The following is a 17,724-nucleotide window of genomic DNA, read 5'->3' on the forward strand; positions in this document are numbered from 1 at the left end:
GACCTCACAGTCCAACCACAACTCCCATTGTCGAGTAATACGCTCGACTGGAAAACGATCAGCGTTGCAGGCGAGCAGGCTGCTCGCTCAGCCGCCTATAGTACTCGGCGGCTGCATCTGATACCTCTCCTTGTGGTAACGGGCTTTTTGTACCTGTAACAGTCGGGCTTGCATTGTTACTGACCTGAATTTCCAGCTTCTCGATCTGACGCAAAATCTGGCGATACTCGGCCTCCACAAGTGCCGCGTTAAGCTGTCCACCGGTGTCACGCAGAAGATCGGCACTTTGCCGCAAAGACTCAAGATCCGTCTCGGATACGCCCAGAGAGTCAAGCCCTGGCAACAAACTGTCTAGTGCTGCAGCTGTCTCGGATGGCTGGCTGGCGGATGCTTCACGCACGCTGACAGCACCTGTCTGGCTGCTGTTACCGCTGCTACCACCCCCTGCCCCCACACCCGCATCGCCCTCGCTCTGACCTTGCTGACCTTGCTGACCTTGCTGACCTTGCTGACCTTGCTGACCTTGCTGACCTTGCTGACCTTGCTGACCTTGCTGACCTTGCTGACCTTGCTGACCTTGCTGACCTTGCTGACCTTGCTGACCTTGCTGACCTTGCTGACCTTGCTGACCTTGCTGACCTTGCTGACCTTGCTGACCTTGCTGACCTTGCTGACCTTGCTGACCTTGCTGACCTTGCTGACCTTGCTGACCTTGCTGACCTTGCGAGGCGTCGCTCAGTTGTTCGCGCAGATCCTGCATCTGCTGCAAGGCTTCGGCTACCTGCAGACCCTCCTCACCGTTACTTTGCAGCTGCTCGCCTGCTGCCAGCTCGCGCGCTTCGGCCAGACGATCACGCCATTCACGCATGCCATTGGTCACCAGACTCTCACCTGGCAAAGCCGTGGCCAACGAACCGTTACTGATCGCATCGCTGGCACCGCCAAGCATGTCCAGAACCCGGCTTTCCTGCAACCTGTTCAGAGCATCCCGCAGAGCTTCACCGGTTTGCGGAGCTTGTTCGCCATAGCGCTGCTCGAGTGCATCCACATCATTACGGATCGCGTCCAGATCTGATTGCAAGTCGCGCTTCTTCTGCGACAGCTCTTTCATCTGCTCTTCTGTCAAGCCGAGGGTGAATACGCCACTCTCACGTGAGCGCATGGCTCGCTCAACAGCGTTACGTAATTGTTCTTCAAGTTCGCGTTGTTCATCCAGTAATTCATCAGCCGAAGCAAATGCCTCGTTGATACCCTGCTGTAGTTCGCGTGAACGCGCCTCTTCGAGTCGCTGCAGCGCCTCCTGCAGAGCCTGACTTGCAGTTTGAGCTGAGGAACTTTCGCTACCAGAACCACTGGAGTCCTCCTCTTGTTCCGCACCTTCAGCAGTCGCGCTCTGTGTGCCACCCTCACTGTTTCCATCAGACGACTGATTTCCTGACTGAGTTCCTGACTGACTATCTGATGGACTACCACTGTCGGCACTTGAAGAGCTATTGTCACCTTGTTCGCCCGACTGCTGCCCTGAGGCAGACTGCGATTCGCTTTGCTCGCCTTCCTGTGATTGCCCATTTTGCGATTCCTCCAGGGCATCCTGGGCGCGCTTTAATTGTTCAGACAAGGCGCTGGCAGCTTCAGCCAGACTCTGAGCCTCAGCCCCTTCTGCATTTGCCGCATCCTGTTCCAGCTTTTCCAGCTCGCGTTGCATCTGTTCCAGCTCACGCGTCAGTTGCTGTTGCTGCCACTGCTCCTCTCGAGTCAGCTCCCTGTTCTGACGCTCAGCTTCGGCCAGTGCTTGCTGCCGACGCGCCAGCTCGGCGAGCCTGTCGAAAACATCATCCAGTTGATCGGCATCGGCACTATTGCCGCCACGATCTGGTTGTTCATACTGGTTACGCTCCAGATCCATTTCCAGCTCGAACATTTCCGCCATGTCCTGACCTGCCTGCTGACCACCTCCACCGCCTTGTCCCTGCTGTTGTGTCATGCGAATATCGGCAAACAGGGCTTCAGCCCGCTGTAACAACTGCAGGGCTTTTTGCTGTGGTTGAATGGCATCCTTGAATGCAAGCTCTTGCAATGCCTTGGATGAAGGCTCCATCTGCACAGCGGCGGCACGCAGGTAATCAACGAACTGGCGGATTTTCTCGCCCTGTTCTACCAGCTCACGTGCCTCCGAACGATCCGCCAATGTGCGTGCCTGCTCGGCAAGCGTCATTTGCAACTCAGATAACAACCGTGCGTTATCCTCCTGTCCAGCAGTCTCACCATCGATGGCCTTCACCGTACGCTGCAGGTTCCAGGTCGCCAGCAGAATCTCTTTCTGACGTCGTGATATCTCACTGCCCTCATTCGCAGCTCCACCACCGGCGCCACCACTGCCACCACCCTGATCTTCAGAAAAACGACGATCGAACGGACGTACATCCACCAGCATCATATCGGTCTCGCTGACACTGTCATGATCCCGTACACGTACGTAGTAGCTGATCAGATCACCCGGCTGCATGGGGATTTCAGCCAGGCCTGCAGGACTGTCATTTTCCGTCTCCTGCTCCAGCCCATCCGGCGATGGTCCCTGCTCAAGCGAGCTACCAACACTACCCGGCACATCATGACTACCCATCGACTCCAGGTAGAAAACATGCTCAGCCAGCGCCTCGGTCGGCAACTGTATGCTTTGCCATTCCCCGGCATTCACCGAGTACATCAATTCAATGGACTCGACGGAGAAATCATCGCTGGCCTCGACACCAATCATCACCTCCTCGATCGGCGAGGCTGAAATATCGCGTCCGGGTCTGACAAGCTTGACCACCGGTGCTTCATCACCACGAACGATAACGGCATGCTCAGGGCTGATAGGTACTTCTCGGTCCAGCATTCGATCCAGCAGCTGATACTGGGTATCGGTATCGATGGCAAAACGCGCCTGATAGTGAACAGGATTGCCTTCATCAATCAGTTGCAAGGCGATGGTCCTGTCACCCAGCCGCATGGCACCATCCTGCAAGGGCCGATCAAGCAGAAAATTCAGGGTGACCTGCGTATTCTTGACACCGCTGATATCACCGATATCCAGACGACTGGCAGGCGTCAGACGAGTCCACGCCGGATAGGAAAATTCAGCATCGATTCTTTGCAGACGCGCAGGCTGCAGAACAGAGACGGCAAATGTATCGCTCTGCGTATACGCAGCAGAAACGTAGTATTCCATGGGTTCGCTGACACGAAACAGCGTAAACCGGAAAGTCTGATCCGGTGACTGAGTAATGGAGGTTGTCTGCCATTCCCCCTCACCGCTACGGGCATGCAGAGTCACGGTATCCTGGCGGAAACCGTTCAAGGTCATGGTCAGATCCAGATCCTCACCCGCCAGCAATTCGATACTGCCCGGCTTCACATCAATAGCACGGGGTTCGACCAGGTTCTTGTTGTTCCATCCCCACCAGACGTGGGCAGCGGCATACTGCCAGTTCTGCGGCGCGTATTGTCGAAATCCGAAAAGAGCCCCTGCCAGCAGAACCAATAACACCAATGGCCAGACCAGATCCACGGATGGCACGATGCGTTTGAGCGGGACACGACGAGCGATAGAGAGAGCATCCTGTGCCAACAGGGACAGGAAAGGCTGACCCGGATTACTGGCGCGGGTATCCAGAAACGTATGCACACGCCCGTTGAAAGCGGCGTCCGAATTTTCGACAAGCGAGGCACCGCGATCGGCTCGCAACCGGGCCAGTGGCCGCCACAACAAGGCCAGCATCAGCACGACGGCCACCAGCAGCAAAGCCAGCCGGATCGAATTCGTCAACCACGGGGTAAAGCCCCGGAACAGCCCGGCCCAGACACCCAGAGCGGTAACCAGCAGCAAGCCCACCACCAGCAAGGCGGTGAAACGCAGAATATGCCGCCAGCGCTCGCGACGTGTTGCCAGTCGCAAATATTCTGTAAAGCGCTCGATGGAGGGTGTCGACACACTCATGATCCATCTCTCCTGACGTCAAGACGTCGATTCGCAAAGCCACTTTCCAGCATTAATGCCAGCACCAGCAAGGGCAACAGAATCTGCCACGCCGCCCATCGCGATGCATCGCCTCCCTGGGCCAGCAGCAGCTTGTCGGCCGCTTGACGCGAGCTGGAATTCAGCGCGGTGTCCGCGACGGAAAGATCATCACCTGCCTCCAGATAACGTGCCTGCCAGGCCTCCAGTGCAGAATCGTTAACGGTTGTCAGATCCGTTTCACGTGCATCCAGCACCACCTGCAAGGCATGCTCTCCTCTGGCCCCGATGATCTTGTACAAACCCGGCTGAGTCAGTTCGATAGCACCGGAGTGGGCGCTGGCTTCAAGTGTCAGTAACGGTTCGTCATCCGGGTCCAGTACTTGTACCTGAGCAGGCAGAGCCAGGCGATTGCCGATGGTTATCTGATCCGGCAAAGCGGTGCTGGCATCAAAATAGTTCAGTATCGATTGCATCAGAGCAACAAAGACCGGCTGCAGCGGCAGGTTGCTGCCGACCCCGTCCAGTCTATCATTCAGAATCAGCAATCGCCCCCGAGCCGTCGGCCGTTCGATCAGAATGGGCTGGCTATCACGGGTCTGCAACAGCACACGATCCTGCTCGCCCAGCGTGATGTTCGGCACATCGAAGAAGCGGGTTCCATACCATGACAATTGGCCCAGTGATAAAGGATGCGCCTCATCCACCAGCCCTATTTCACTACCCTGCACTGAAGCTTCTTCAGCTTGCATCGGCACGTCACTGCGAAACACCAATGCGTTGGCATCCGTATCTACGTACTGCAATAGCTCCACCGCTATGGGTGCAGCCAGATTGCGGGCAGTAATAATAGTCCGGGTATCAGCAGGCACGTTTTCAGCATTACCCGAGATACCCTGCACCTCTGCCAGAGAGTCGGTCTCCAGAGCGGTGCTGAGAAACACAGAGGCATTGTCGGAGACATCCGCTTCGCTCTGTAACAGGACAACGGGCATCGGACGAGCCATTTTCACGACTACATCAACGCTGTTATCCTCTGGCAATGAGTCCGGTTCGATGATGGACACCGTGAAAACCGGATTGCTACTGGCGGGCAGAACCAGTCTGTCGAATACCAGTGTTTCCAACGCTCCGGCACTCACCACGGTACGCTGCTCGGCCAGCACCTGATCGTCGAATATCACTTGCACCGTAACCGGCTCAGCCAGCTCTGACTTTGCGCCATTCACCGGCTTCGATAGCTGCGTCTCGCTGGACATCAACTGCACGTTTATCTGTACATTTGCCCCATCACTGGACAGGGCTGTTGCGCTCAAGTGTACGTTTCGCTGATCTTGGGTAATCACCGATTGCACCTCTAGCTCACTGATCTGAGGCGCGTAGAGAGCATTGAGTTGAACAGGCAAGGCGCTTTGCTGTATGTCGGTAATCATCCATACTTTGACGGGCATATCCTGCTCTGTTGCCAGAGAGTTGAGTGCCTGCATGGAAAGGCCATAATCCGAGGCGAGGTACCCGGGTTGCAGATTGGCCAGTGATTGCCTGATGGAGGTAACAGACTCATCTCGATTGCTTCCCAGACGACGTACTTTGGTATCGAATCCAACCAACTCCACACTGTCATTTGCCGGCAACTCATCCAGCACAGAGCGCACTTGCTGGACGGCCGTCTCCCAACGAGCCTCAGCACGCATCGAAAGCGATTGATCGATGGCAACGATATGATGTCTGCTCGCCATGGCCTGCCCACTTTGTCGCGCGATCCAGGGTTGCGCGAACAAAAAACACAGCAACAACAGACTCAGGATGCGCAAGGCCAGCAAAACACGGTACTTCAGCTGCCGGGTCCGAGAAACCGGCGGTGTGGTTGGCTCGAGAAAACGGCTGGATGGAAAACGCTGCTCGTCGGCTTGCTGATCGCTGAAACGATGCAGCAACCAGGGCAGACCCAGGGCCAGCAAACCAGCCAGATAGGCAGGAAACAGAAGACTCATCGACCGCGACGCTCCCGAAAACGCAAATAGCCCTGCAAGGCTGCATCCAATGGCTCTGTTGTCAGAACCTGGGTGTAATCAGCGCCGATCCGGCGACAAGCCTGCGCAACAGACTCGCAGTGCGCATTGAATCGAGTGCGGTAATCGGTTTTGAGAAAGGCGGGATCCACAATAACCGTCTCATCCGACTCCAGATCCCGCAGCGCACTGATACGACTCAGCGAAGGTTGAACCTCCTCCTTGTCCAGTACATGAAACACGGCCACATCCTGACCATGATGTGCCAGAGGGCGCAGAGCTTCCAGTAATTGATCCGCATCGGCGTAAAGATCAGACACCACGATAACCAGACCTCGCCGTGTCATGCTGGCTTGCAGACTACCCAGCGCTTCAATGATGTTGGTGCCGGCCCCGGCTACGGTATGTTCCAGTTGCGAGATGACCTGCATCAACGAATCCGGGCGTGCCGACGGTGCCAGATAATGACGTACGGTCTCGTCGAATATCGCCAGCCCCAGAGCATCGTGTTGCTTGCGCGTCAGATAAGCCAGCGAGGCGATCAGATACTGAGCCTGTTGCAACTTGCTGACAGGCGTCCCAAAATCCATCGACGCACTGGCATCCAGCAACAAGGTGACGGCAGTATTTGTCTCACCCTGAAAACGCTTGATGTAGGTGCGATCGGTGCGGGCGTAGACATTCCAGTCAACATAGCGCAAGTCATCGCCTTCGTTGTAGGCACGATATTCGGCAAATTCCTGACTGAAGCCAAAATGCGGTGATCGGTGCAAACCTGTAGTAACACCATCCACGACAGTTCTTGCGATCAGCTCCAGCGACCCCAGACGCGCCAGCACGTCGGGCTTGAGTAATCGATTAGCGGTTTTGCCGGCCATTACCTGGCCCTGCCCGTTCGCCACAGCATCGTATTCGTCAGCCTGAGTGATCTGGCAGTCATGTGATCAGGCCGCAATCCGCTGCTCGACCAGGTCGCGCAGCACATCATCAATGTCCACACCATCGGCTTCTGCAAAATAATTGAGCATGACGCGATGGCGTAAAACGGGCGCTGCCAGGGCGTCGATATCCTCGGTGGTCACATGATAGCGACCCGCCATCAAAGCCCGGGCCTTGGCAGCCAGCGTGATGAACAAGGCTGCTCGCACCGAGGCGCCGAACTTGACGTACTGACGTACCTTGGCCGTTGCGGAAGGATCCTCCGGACGTGTCGCACGCACCAGTTCGACAGCATATCGACCGACTTGCTTGCTTACTGGTACTTGGCGCGTCAGGGTCTGAAACGCCAGAATCTGTGCAGGATTGGTACAGGCTCTGACCGGTTTGGGCAGTACATCGCTGGTAAAGCGCTCCACCACCGTCAATTCATCCTCCAGCGGCAGATAACCCAGCATGATGTTGAACAAGAACCGGTCAAGCTGCGCTTCGGGCAAGGGATAGGTGCCTTCCAGTTCCAACGGATTCTGGGTGGCCAGTACAAAGAATGGCTTGTCTATGATGTGCTGTGTGCCGCGTACGGTAGCGGAATACTCCTGCATCGCCTCCAGCAGAGCCGCCTGAGTTTTAGGCGGGGTACGGTTGATTTCATCAGCCAGCAAGACGTTGGTAAAGATGGGGCCGGGTATGAAACGCCAGCTTCGCTGACCGTTGTCATCCTCGATGATATCGGTGCCGGTAATATCGGTAGGCATGAGATCGGGGGTGAACTGGATACGATCGAACTGCAAGCCCAGTGCATCTGCCAGGGTGCGCACCAGCAAGGTCTTGGCAGTACCGGGCATGCCAGTTACCAGGCAATGGCCGCCTACCAGCAGGGTAATGAGCAGGTGCTCCACCACCTCCTCCTGGCCGACGATGATACGTCCAACCTCACTTTTCAACCGTGCAGTCACGTCGCGAAACTCTGCAACCAGCTGTGTGGTTTCCGTGTTGTTGAAATCAGATTCGGTCACATCATTCTCCGGCAGAAAGTGACAGCAGCAATTGCTGTGCGGGTCGATAAAAAGGTGCGGTTTCCAGTGCATACAGCACTTGCCGGCGGGCAGTCATGGGATCATCTTGCTGCAATGCAGCCTGCGCTTTGCCCAGATAGGCACTGGCCAGATCATCGACCTGCATGCCAACGAGCGCGTTGAATTCACGCAGAGCCAGCTCTGGCTCCTGCTGTTGCAGATAATGCTCTCCCAGCCACCGGTGTACATCGGTACCGTAGGGCATCACCCAGTTAAGCGATTCCATGACGGGCACCGCCTCGTCCAGGCGACCAGCCTCTCGCAGATCAACGATCAGCTGCAATAGAGCATCCGGATCATGCCCACCCAGAGCATGCCAATCCAGAAGCACCTCGATAGCCGCATCAACATTGCCCTGCTCCTGCAGAGCGGCTGCCAGGACCTGGTAGGGATTACCTGCACCTATACGTTCCGGGTAGCGTCGTATCAGATCGCGGGCCAGCGCCTCGGCACTGACCCAGTCATCGAACTGCAGAGAGCGTTCCAGCTGCCGCACTTCAGCCAGATAATCGTCCAGCGTGTCCAGCAAATCGCCAAATCGTACCATCAGGTATTCTTCAAACAGCGCATCAAAAGCCTTGCTATCCAGCCCAATGGCTTCACTCAGAGCTTCTCCGGTGTCCTGCCCCTGGGCAAATCCCTTGAGCATGCTGACCAGCGAGGCATGGCCCCATCGCTGCGCGATGAAATCGCATACCAACCCTGCCTGCATATAGGACACCTGTACTTGTCCGTTGTAGCTGGGCCTGACAAAGCCCTGATCCAGCGCATCCACAGGCAGCAACTGCTTGTCCCGAATGGCAGTCAGCACTTCGATCGACAACTCGCGATCACTCAATGGTCCGCTATTCCATTCCTCATAGACTGACAGTCCTTCACTGAACCATCGAGGCAGTTTGTGGTTGGTGGCTTCGAGCGTGAACACATGTGCCATCTCGTGCCACAGCGTGCTCCCCCAGTGGAAGCTCCCGGCAGCTCGGGCCTTGGGACTATCCATGGCGGTCAGATAGCCGAAGGTAACCCCCAACAGTCCGATGCCCGGCGTGCTCACAGTGCGGACGCCGAAGTCGTCGTGATCGTGATACAACTCGACCACCATGGGGCGAAGCAAGGCAAAGTCGTAGCGTTTGGTAAACAGCTGCACAGCCTGGATGGCAAGGTCAATGACATAGGGCTCCAACGCATCGGCATCTTCGCTATCCAGCCTGATCAGCACGCGTCCGATGATGGTTTCCGGATCATCAGGGCTCGGCACATCCACATAACTGACGCGCATCTTGTCCAGATCATCCAGCAGCCGCAAGGTATTGATCGTTTGAGCATCAAAGGGATCAAGGTCGTAGGCTTTCTGCAAGTGATAACGGGCAGCAAAGATATTATTGACACGTAGCTGGTTGATGCCAAGATCGCGGTGCGCTGTTGCCAGGTCGGGATCTATGGCAACGGCTTTCTGATAAAGATCCACCGCTTCGCGGTAGCGGTAGGTGATGATGTAGAAATGCGCGGGTATGGCATAGATATCCCCGTATTGTGGATTGTATTGCAAGGCACGCTCAATCCATGGTTTAAGCGATTTACCTTCCAGCAGGTCTGCCCCTGCATGCAGTGCATAGATTTCCAACGGCGGCAGGTTCTGCGCTTTGACTTCTGCCAACGCCCGATTGAGAAGTCCACGAGCATCCGTCAGATTCTGTAGTTCCAGCTCGATTCTGGCCAGTAATATCAGAGCATGAACGTTGTCCGGATACTCAACCGTCAGCTCGCGCAGGGTTTCACGTGCCTGTCCTTCAAATCCTTCAGATAACGCTTCTGCAAGCCCGATACGCGCCGGCAACCAGGATCGATCATAAAGTAGCGCTTCTCGAAACAGTGCTTCGGCGTCACTGGTCTGGTGCGTTTGCAGGTACAGGCTGGCCCAGTGCGTCTTGATGGCCGGATCGGTGCTGTTGGCAGAGGCCTCTCGATAGAATTTGTTAGCCTGGCGGATATCACCCAGAGCGGCGGCGGCATCCGCGCGCTCAAGCAGATCACCTGATTGCAATTGTTGCCGGTAACACTCATTGGCCTCATCATCCTTGCCCCGGTATACAAAGCGATCACACTCACGCAGCGACTCTGAGCGATCCAGATCGTAGTGAATGGTAAAAGCCTGGGCTGCGCCACTGGACAGCGCCAACACCAGCATCAACAACAGACATGATCCGTGTTCAGCTCTCCGCATCGGTCTCACTCCAGCCAGTAACGGCATCAATCGATTGCTGCATTCTGGCAATGTCCAGCAACAGAACTTCCAGCTGCGCATAATAGTCAACCGTCGGCAAATCCTGCTTGCGTGCCTTCAATGCCTTGAATGCCTCTTCCAGTAGCAGTCGCTCAGCGAGTAGGCTGGCAACAACCGGATCATCCTGCGCCTCCTTCAAAGACCCCAGCAAGGCAACCGGTATATCGGCAGCCAGATCACCCACCAGACGCGAATGCTCGGATGCCAGCAGTTTCTGCTGTTCATAGAATGTTTGTGTACGAGCGTTGGCGTAACGAAAAGCCTCGGCCATGGTCAGTATCTCGTTACGATCATAGTCGGCCTCGCTGGTTTCCATGGCAGCCGCCAGATACTCGGGAAAACGCACGGCATTGAGCTCGCCACCGCTTTTGGTCGCCGTCACGACCACACGCTGGGATTGTGTCAGCGCTTCAAGCGTTGCACCGCTGGCACTGGCGGCCAGCACCACCAGTTGCCGTCCTGAAGACATGGGATTGAGGGCTGCGACAATGTCTTCGGTTGTCAGGTCCGGACCTGTAATATTGAAGCGCCAGGTGGAACCATCGGTCGTGCCATGCCCCACCAGTATCAACACCAGAGTTGCCGAAGGGCTGCTATTCGCAGCCTCGACTCGCTCCTGGATGGCCGTCAGAATCTGGTCACGGCCAGCCGTTTCATCCAGCAGTACAATTCGCTCCTCGCCGTTGTCCAGCGTTTGCAAGGCCGTGGCATAGGACTGGGCCGCCGCACTAAAGCTATCCGAGTAGTTTTTCTCGCCCCCCAGGCCACTGACGACAACCGCATGAGTTTCGCTGTGTGCCGCATTTGCACAAGCCAACAAAAGCACAAGCCACACTGCGCGCCGCCGCATATTCCAAACGAAACCCATTACAGACGCTTCCATTGCAGACGCAGTCCCCATTCAAGCAGCTTGCACAGGATCAGACACAGAAAGAAAAATGGCATATTCCATAACGGCAGATGATTCTCGCGCTTCAAGGCCGCGTTCTCGGATGCCAGTATGCCGGACAGCTGGTCTATCTGACTCAATGGCAGGTAGCTGCCACCGGTAGTCTCGCTGATTCGCTGTAGAAATCCGGCCTGCAAACCGGCATCAAAATCTTCGGCGTTACCCGATTCACGCACCCACCAGCGTTCCACACTCACGGGCGCTGTCGCCGGGGATTCGCCATCCAGCGGTGTACTTGCCTGAACCGAATAAGGCCCATCCGATAGCATCGGTACCTCTCCCACATAACGTCCCGGGCGTTCGGGATCGGGGTACAGGGTCAATGACAGTTTCTGTCCCTGCGGATCGCTCAGAGAAATCGGTAAAGTGGAGGCCTGCAGCTGTGAATAATCGGCGTTATAGGCAATTACTGACAACCGTGCCGTATCGGCATCACGATAGATTGGCTTGTCTGAGCTGAGCGTCAATCTTGGAATACCCTGATCCACCAGCATACCCAGCAACTGCCGCCAGAAACGCTCGTGGCGTTGATCCCCGGAAGGCAGCCCCATTTGCCAACGCCAGGTACCGCTGGTGCCCAGCACCATACTCAGGCCTCGACCATAGCGCTGCATGACCAGCAAAGGCTCTGCTCGCAAGATACCGGCACGGGTAGAATTGCGCTCCAGTAGAGTCAAGGCCCCAGGCTTGATGGTACCGACGGTTTGCACATCTGCCAGAGCTGGCAGCCCCTGCCATGCTTCAATATTGTCTTGTACATCATCGGCCAGCTGCAACCAGGGGGCGCGCAGCCCCGTCAGAGTTGGCGTGACCTGACTCCTCTGCCGCTCGAAGCTCTGGGTGCTGATCTGGCTACCCAACTGTACCGGCAAGGCTGCTGCGACAACCGAGCGCCCCCAGCCACCATCAGCAAGCCCTTGTCGGCCGGCCAGCATCAATAGAGAACCACCACGCACACTGACAAAATCTCGCAGCGCACTTTGCTGTGCCGTGCTCAGTTCGGCAGCCTCGAAACTGCCGATAATCACGGTGTCATAACTGAACAGTTGCTCACGAGTCGTTGGAAAACCATTGGCAAGCTCGTCCCCATCCTGTACACCCTGACGATAGAACTTGTTGGGTGAAGTACGTAACAGAGAGACGATACTGACTCCGGGATGAGCCTCCATGGCCCGCCGCAAGAACTTGTACTCCCAGCGTGGCTCGCCTTCTACATACAAAATTCGTTTGGGTGAATCCAGTACCTGCAGAATGCGCGCCTGTCGATTGTTCGCCGGTGTCGAATCTGGTGCCGCTTTGCTGCCATCTTCTGCCAACGGCAGTTCAACACTGAATTCAAGCTGTCTGATACCTCTCTTGCCACTGGCCAGGGTCACCTCATGCACACTTTGCTGCACACCTTCGGGCAGCAGAACATCCTCTGCAGCGAGTAGTTCACCGGCGTCGCTCACACGGATTCTGGCCATGCCGCCGCGACCATGTGTGATGCGAATACGGGCTACAACATCGGTATTGGACTGGCTACTTGCAGGCAAACTGACATCACTGAGCTCCAGATCAGCCCGATTACCCGACTGCCCGACACCCACCGTGTGAATCGGCACACCCGCTGCCGCCAGTGACTGCCACCAGCGAGCATCAATGGCATCACTATTGTCAGCCCCATCAGAGATCAGCACCACAGCCGCCAACGCCGACTCATTGATGGTGCCCAACAACTCATCCAGCCCCGGACCCAGCCTGGAGCGTGCCGCCAGAGGTTGCTCTGCCAGAGCCGCAGGGTCTGCTACGCGCATCAATTGCTCGCCCAAGGCGTACACGCTGGCTGAAAAACCGTTCTTGTCGCTGGCGATCATGCGATCCAGTGACTCACTACCTGCCTTGAGGCGCTGCGTATTGACACCATCGCCGGTCTCGCCAGTGGCCTGAACATCCTCCAGAGCCATGCTGCGGGAGGTGTCCAGCACCCAGGCGACCGTATTTTCACCCTGCTCGGACACAGAGACTCGCAAGGCTGGCTGCCACAGCATGATCAGCGCAACCACCGCCACAAGGCTCTGCAACAACGCAATGACACCGCGTCGTGCCGCACTCAGCTGGCGGCGCCATAGCGTCACCAGAATCAGCAGCAATACCAGTGATATGGACACTGGCAACGCCCAGACAGGCAAGCTGGCATCAAAGACTAATGCGGCTTGCTGCCAGATTCCTGACGGGTAGTTGAACAACAGCTCAAACATCAGACAATTTCTTGTTGGACATCAGACGGAAAATTCATGGCTCGCTTCCTCAGTCATTATTATCACTTGCAGAGCGCTCTGCGGCAAACCCTAGCCACGTAATCTCGTCTGCCCGTCGTCACTCTTAAGCAGCAGGCCTGCCATCCGGACATGAAACCGGTCCCACTTACATAGCTGAAGCTGAGACTGTTTGCGTGACAATGACACTCATTCAGCTGCCCAGCCAACTATTTTTGAGTGTAAATAACGTTGTTTGGTTCCACAATCCAAGCCAGACAAAGGCTGGCGGTGGTCGCCGATCAAGGTGACGACAAGCTGCTTCACGAAACACTCTGGCTTGTGCAATGCCTTGATTTTAACTTGCACTAAGTTACATAGTACTCAGGGGTTTGCCCAACAGGAGCTTCTCGACTGCGAGTGTTTCTACCGCGCAGGGCACTAACTGCCCTCAAGAAGCACCATGAGAGAAAACATACAACGATGGATACTGCCAGCACTAAAGCCTATACTAAATATTGGGAAACTGGTACTTCTATACCCTGAGCCGTGACAACAACACCACATATAAGAGTGTCACGACAATATTCACGATTTTAAGGAGAGAACATGCACCGATATTCTGCGCGGATCCGACCGCTCGGTTCCCTGATTGGTATCGTCAGTCTGGCCAGCCTGACGGGCGTGGTGAATGCTGGAGGTTTTGCTCTTATCGAGCACGGCGCCTCCGGTATGGGTAACGCCTACGCAGGTGCGGCCGCAGTGAGTAATGACCCATCAACAGTCTGGTTCAATCCAGCTGGCATGAGCGAACTGGATGGACGACAAGTCTCAGTCGGGATTCATCTTCTCAAAACCGACACCACCTGGACTGACGAAGGCACCACATTGGGAGCTCTGTTGGGACGCGGCGAAGCCTCAGGCCCGGATACCTCCGAGCCAGGTACTCTTTCGACATTGCCCAATTTTTATTACGTTGCACCGATCAACCAGCAATGGAGCTACGGACTGAGTATTGGTGTGCCGTTTGGCTCATCCACCGAATACGACAGAGACTGGAAGGGTCGCTACTCTACGGTCAAGAGCGGCATCGAAGTCATCGACATCAATCCGGCGATCTCCTACAAGATGTCTGAGAAAGTCAGCCTGGGCTTCGGCATCAGTGTGCAACAGCTGAGCGCCGAACTGGCCAGCGCCGTTGACTCTGGCGCAGCCTGTCTGCGCCTGGCAGCCGACCGCTTCGACACCAGTTTTACCACGGCTGACTGCATCAATGCCGGTCTGACTCCCGGCAACGTCGAGAATGACGGCTACGCGGAAGTCACCGGGGACTCTATCGCCATGAGTTTCAACATGGGCGCATTGTTCAAGCCTCGCAACGATCTGAAAATCGGCGTTGCCTATCGTCATTCCATCGATCATGAAATCGATGGTGATGGTGATTTCACCACGCCTGAGAATCTGCAGGCCATTTATGCCAGCAACACAACAGCCGCCAGCCAGCCATTGACCAACTCCTTCCTGACCGACACCGGAGCCAAGGCTGAAGTCGATCTGCCCGCCACTTTTTCAATCTCTACGGCCTGGCAAACTACCGACAAAGTACAGTTGCTCGGCGATATTACCTGGACCGGCTGGAGCTCTTTCGAAGAGCTGCGAATCCGCTACGAGAACGAGGATCAAGGTGAGACCCTTTCGACCCAGAGTTGGGAGGACGTCTTTCGCTACTCTGTCGGTATCAACTACGCATACAGCGACAAACTGGTACTCAGAACCGGCGTCGCTTATGACGAAGAGGCTATCCCCAACGCACAACTACGCACCGCCCGCATTCCGGGCAATGACAGAACCTGGTTTTCTGTCGGCGCCGGCTACCAGCTCAGCAAGCGAGTCTCTTTCGATTTGGGCTATGCCCACCTCTTTCTTGACGAGACACCAATCGATCATTCCTCCCCGGAATCAGGCGGTACTGCTCAGGAAGTCCGTGGAACCTATGACTCCACTGTTGACATCCTCAGTGCTCAAATCAACTGGGAATTCAACTAAAAGCCTATGAACATGTACCGTAAATCCCCACTGATCGCTGCGCCTCTGCTGATAACACTAGCCGCCTGTAGCAGCGACTCCAATTATGATTTTGAAGGCAGTAAAGATATTCTGGATGCCCAGATTGCTGCGACCAGTGCCCCGCAAGCACTCTTCAGCCCTGATCCCGATGCACCGGTCCTGCCTTTCCCCAACAGCTTGTTCTTTGTTGGCTCCACCGATGGCACACTGAGCCTGCCGGTTGCCGAGACCGATGTTCAGACGCTGGCCAATCCGCGTGTCGCCCTGAACCAGGCCGACGGTTTCTCAACCATTGCTCCCATCGTCACTACCGTCAGTGAACCTCTGGATCCAGAGACACTGATACTGGGTGATACGGTGCGAGTCTATGAGGTCACCACCACTCAAGCCATTGCCGTCACCAGCATTGTCGCAGAAATCGATAATCCGCTATTAATGGCGGTTCGCTCAATAGGCAATCAGCTGGTCCTGATACCCACGGTACCGTTGAAACCCAAAACTGACTATATGGTAGTGCTGACCAATGGCATTACGGACGTCGATGGACAACCATTGACTGCCAGCCTGGTTTACGGCTTGCTCAAAGGTGATCAGGAACTGACCAACCCCGCGACTCTGGAGGCTTTGCGAGGTGCCACCGCCACTCAAGTCGGCCAGGCTCAAGCCGTCTCAGGTATTGAACCTGACGATATTGCACTCAGCTGGGTGTTCAAGACACAGTCCATTCGCGAAGTGCTGCAAGCTGCCAAGGATCAGACCGTTGCATCGCCTCTGGTATTGGCCAGCTCTGGCCTGAACACAGCCGCTGAGGCCATTGGCCTGCAAGGCAAGGCGGACGTCTACATCGGTACCCTCGATGTTCCCTACTATCTGACTGGCCTGACGGAAAATCTTGACTCAGAGGAAGCTGGAACTGATGCGGAGGAGGAGGAACGCTCTTCCGACGCCGTACTCAATAGCTTCTGGCACAACAGCGGCGGCAATGTAGTCGGTGCAGTCAATGAGTCCGGAGCGCCGGATTATGCCCCGGTAACAACGGGCACCGAAACCATTCCGGTCCTGATGAGTGTTCCCAATGAGGGTGAGATGCCTGCCGATGGTTGGCCTGTCACGATCTACCAGCATGGTATTACACGCAGCCGAACTGACATGCTGGCCATTGCCGATGCCATGGCTGATGCAGGTCGGGTTGTCATCGCCATCGACATGCCCATGCACGGTCTTATTGATACGACCAGCCCTCTGCACGCCGATAACACACCCTTCGGCGAGCGCGAGCGCACCTTCGGTATCGATCTGATGGTCAATCCACTGGCAGAGGATGAGACAGCCGATGCTGATGCACCGACTGAAGGCCCTGATGGCAAGGCTGACCCTTCAGGTCAGTACTATATCAACCTGCAGAACCTGGCTAACTCTCGTGACAACCTGCGCCAATCCGTTGCCGACCTGTTCGCATTGCGGGCCAGCCTGGGCGGCGCCTCGATTGAGGGCTTGCAACTGGATCCGAACAATCTGAACTTTGTCGGTCATTCACTGGGAGGCATTGTCGGTACGACCATGCTCTCTTATGACGATAGCTTCCATAGCGCAAGTCTTGCCATGCCCGGTGGTGGTATCGCCCAACTGCTGGCCAATTCTGAATCTTTGAGTGGCAGAATCAACGATGGCCTGGCAGCAGCAGGAATCCCTACAGGTTCTGATGAATACAACAGCTTCCTGACAGTTGCGCAGACACTGCTGGATTCGGCCGATCCGGTCAATCACGCGACCACACTGGCTCAAGCCGGCAGACCTCAAGTGCATCTGATGGAAGTGATCGGAGATCTGGTGATTCCCAACAATGTAGCAACAGCTCCTCTGTCCGGTACTGATCCGTTGGCGCGACTGCTGGGACTGACGCAGGTTGCAGAGACCTCCAGCACCGGTGGTCTGGTGAAATTCTCAGCTGGCGACCATGGTTCGATTATCAGCCCCGAAGCAAGTCTGGCAACCACCATCGAGATGCAGACACAGGTAGCAACCTTTGCCGCCTCGCAGGGTACGGTTCTCCCCATCACGAATAGTGACGTGATTGCACCTCTGCCCTAGTCAGCAGTTGCCACTCACCGGCGCCAGGGAAGGCGCCATTTCAACTTTCCACCATCCTATCAAGGGAGATAACTC

At 55.9% G+C, this 17,724-nt stretch carries 9 protein-coding genes; 2 read left to right on the top strand and 7 right to left on the bottom strand.

The features are described from left to right. Nucleotides 1-58: 58 nt before the first annotated feature. The 7 genes from IMCC3135_RS34795 to IMCC3135_RS23085 all read right to left on the bottom strand — a co-directional run bounded on the left by IMCC3135_RS34795 (nucleotide 59) and on the right by IMCC3135_RS23085 (nucleotide 13,494). Entirely contained in the window at nucleotides 59-3,982 is a 3,924-nt protein-coding gene (locus IMCC3135_RS34795; RefSeq protein WP_157736221.1) for a hypothetical protein, read from the bottom strand. Continuing rightward, nucleotides 3,979-5,994, bottom strand: coding sequence for a BatA domain-containing protein (locus IMCC3135_RS23060; protein WP_088919734.1), 2,016 nt, complete (start codon nucleotides 5,992-5,994; stop codon nucleotides 3,979-3,981). Before IMCC3135_RS23060 ends, IMCC3135_RS34795 begins: the two co-directional genes overlap by 4 nt. Then, nucleotides 5,991-6,890: a DUF58 domain-containing protein gene (locus IMCC3135_RS23065; RefSeq protein WP_157736222.1), complete on the bottom strand. Its 900-nt coding sequence runs from the start codon at nucleotides 6,888-6,890 to the stop codon at nucleotides 5,991-5,993. Before IMCC3135_RS23065 ends, IMCC3135_RS23060 begins: the two co-directional genes overlap by 4 nt. A gap of 66 nt (nucleotides 6,891-6,956) precedes the next feature. Further along, nucleotides 6,957-7,964 carry an AAA family ATPase gene (locus tag IMCC3135_RS23070; protein ID WP_205737678.1) on the bottom strand — a complete coding sequence of 336 codons (1,008 nt, stop codon included), beginning with the start codon at nucleotides 7,962-7,964 and terminating at the stop codon, nucleotides 6,957-6,959. A gap of 1 nt (nucleotide 7,965) precedes the next feature. Then, a complete protein-coding gene (locus tag IMCC3135_RS23075; RefSeq protein ID WP_169727514.1) occupies nucleotides 7,966-10,245 on the bottom strand; it encodes a peptidase MA family metallohydrolase in 2,280 nt (759 codons plus the stop codon). Further along, nucleotides 10,232-11,173 carry a C13 family peptidase gene (locus tag IMCC3135_RS23080; RefSeq protein WP_088919738.1) on the bottom strand — a complete coding sequence of 314 codons (942 nt, stop codon included), beginning with the start codon at nucleotides 11,171-11,173 and terminating at the stop codon, nucleotides 10,232-10,234. The genes IMCC3135_RS23075 and IMCC3135_RS23080 overlap by 14 nt, the downstream gene beginning before the upstream one ends. Beyond that, nucleotides 11,173-13,494 (bottom strand): hypothetical protein, encoded by a 2,322-nt coding sequence (locus tag IMCC3135_RS23085; protein WP_088919739.1) that lies wholly within the window; start codon nucleotides 13,492-13,494, stop codon nucleotides 11,173-11,175. Before IMCC3135_RS23085 ends, IMCC3135_RS23080 begins: the two co-directional genes overlap by 1 nt. A gap of 606 nt (nucleotides 13,495-14,100) precedes the next feature. Between IMCC3135_RS23085 and IMCC3135_RS23090 the strand changes: the two genes are divergently transcribed. Together IMCC3135_RS23090 and IMCC3135_RS23095 are read left to right on the top strand one after the other, a co-directional pair. Further along, nucleotides 14,101-15,537 (top strand): OmpP1/FadL family transporter, encoded by a 1,437-nt coding sequence (locus tag IMCC3135_RS23090; protein WP_088919740.1) that lies wholly within the window; start codon nucleotides 14,101-14,103, stop codon nucleotides 15,535-15,537. 12 nt (nucleotides 15,538-15,549) lie between these two features. Beyond that, the gene (locus tag IMCC3135_RS23095; protein WP_157736223.1) at nucleotides 15,550-17,649 is read left to right on the top strand and encodes an Ig-like domain-containing protein; all 2,100 of its coding nucleotides are present in this window, start codon (nucleotides 15,550-15,552) and stop codon (nucleotides 17,647-17,649) included. Nucleotides 17,650-17,724 lie beyond the last annotated feature (75 nt).

The organism is Granulosicoccus antarcticus IMCC3135 (assembly GCF_002215215.1).
Lineage (GTDB): Bacteria > Pseudomonadota > Gammaproteobacteria > Granulosicoccales > Granulosicoccaceae > Granulosicoccus > Granulosicoccus antarcticus.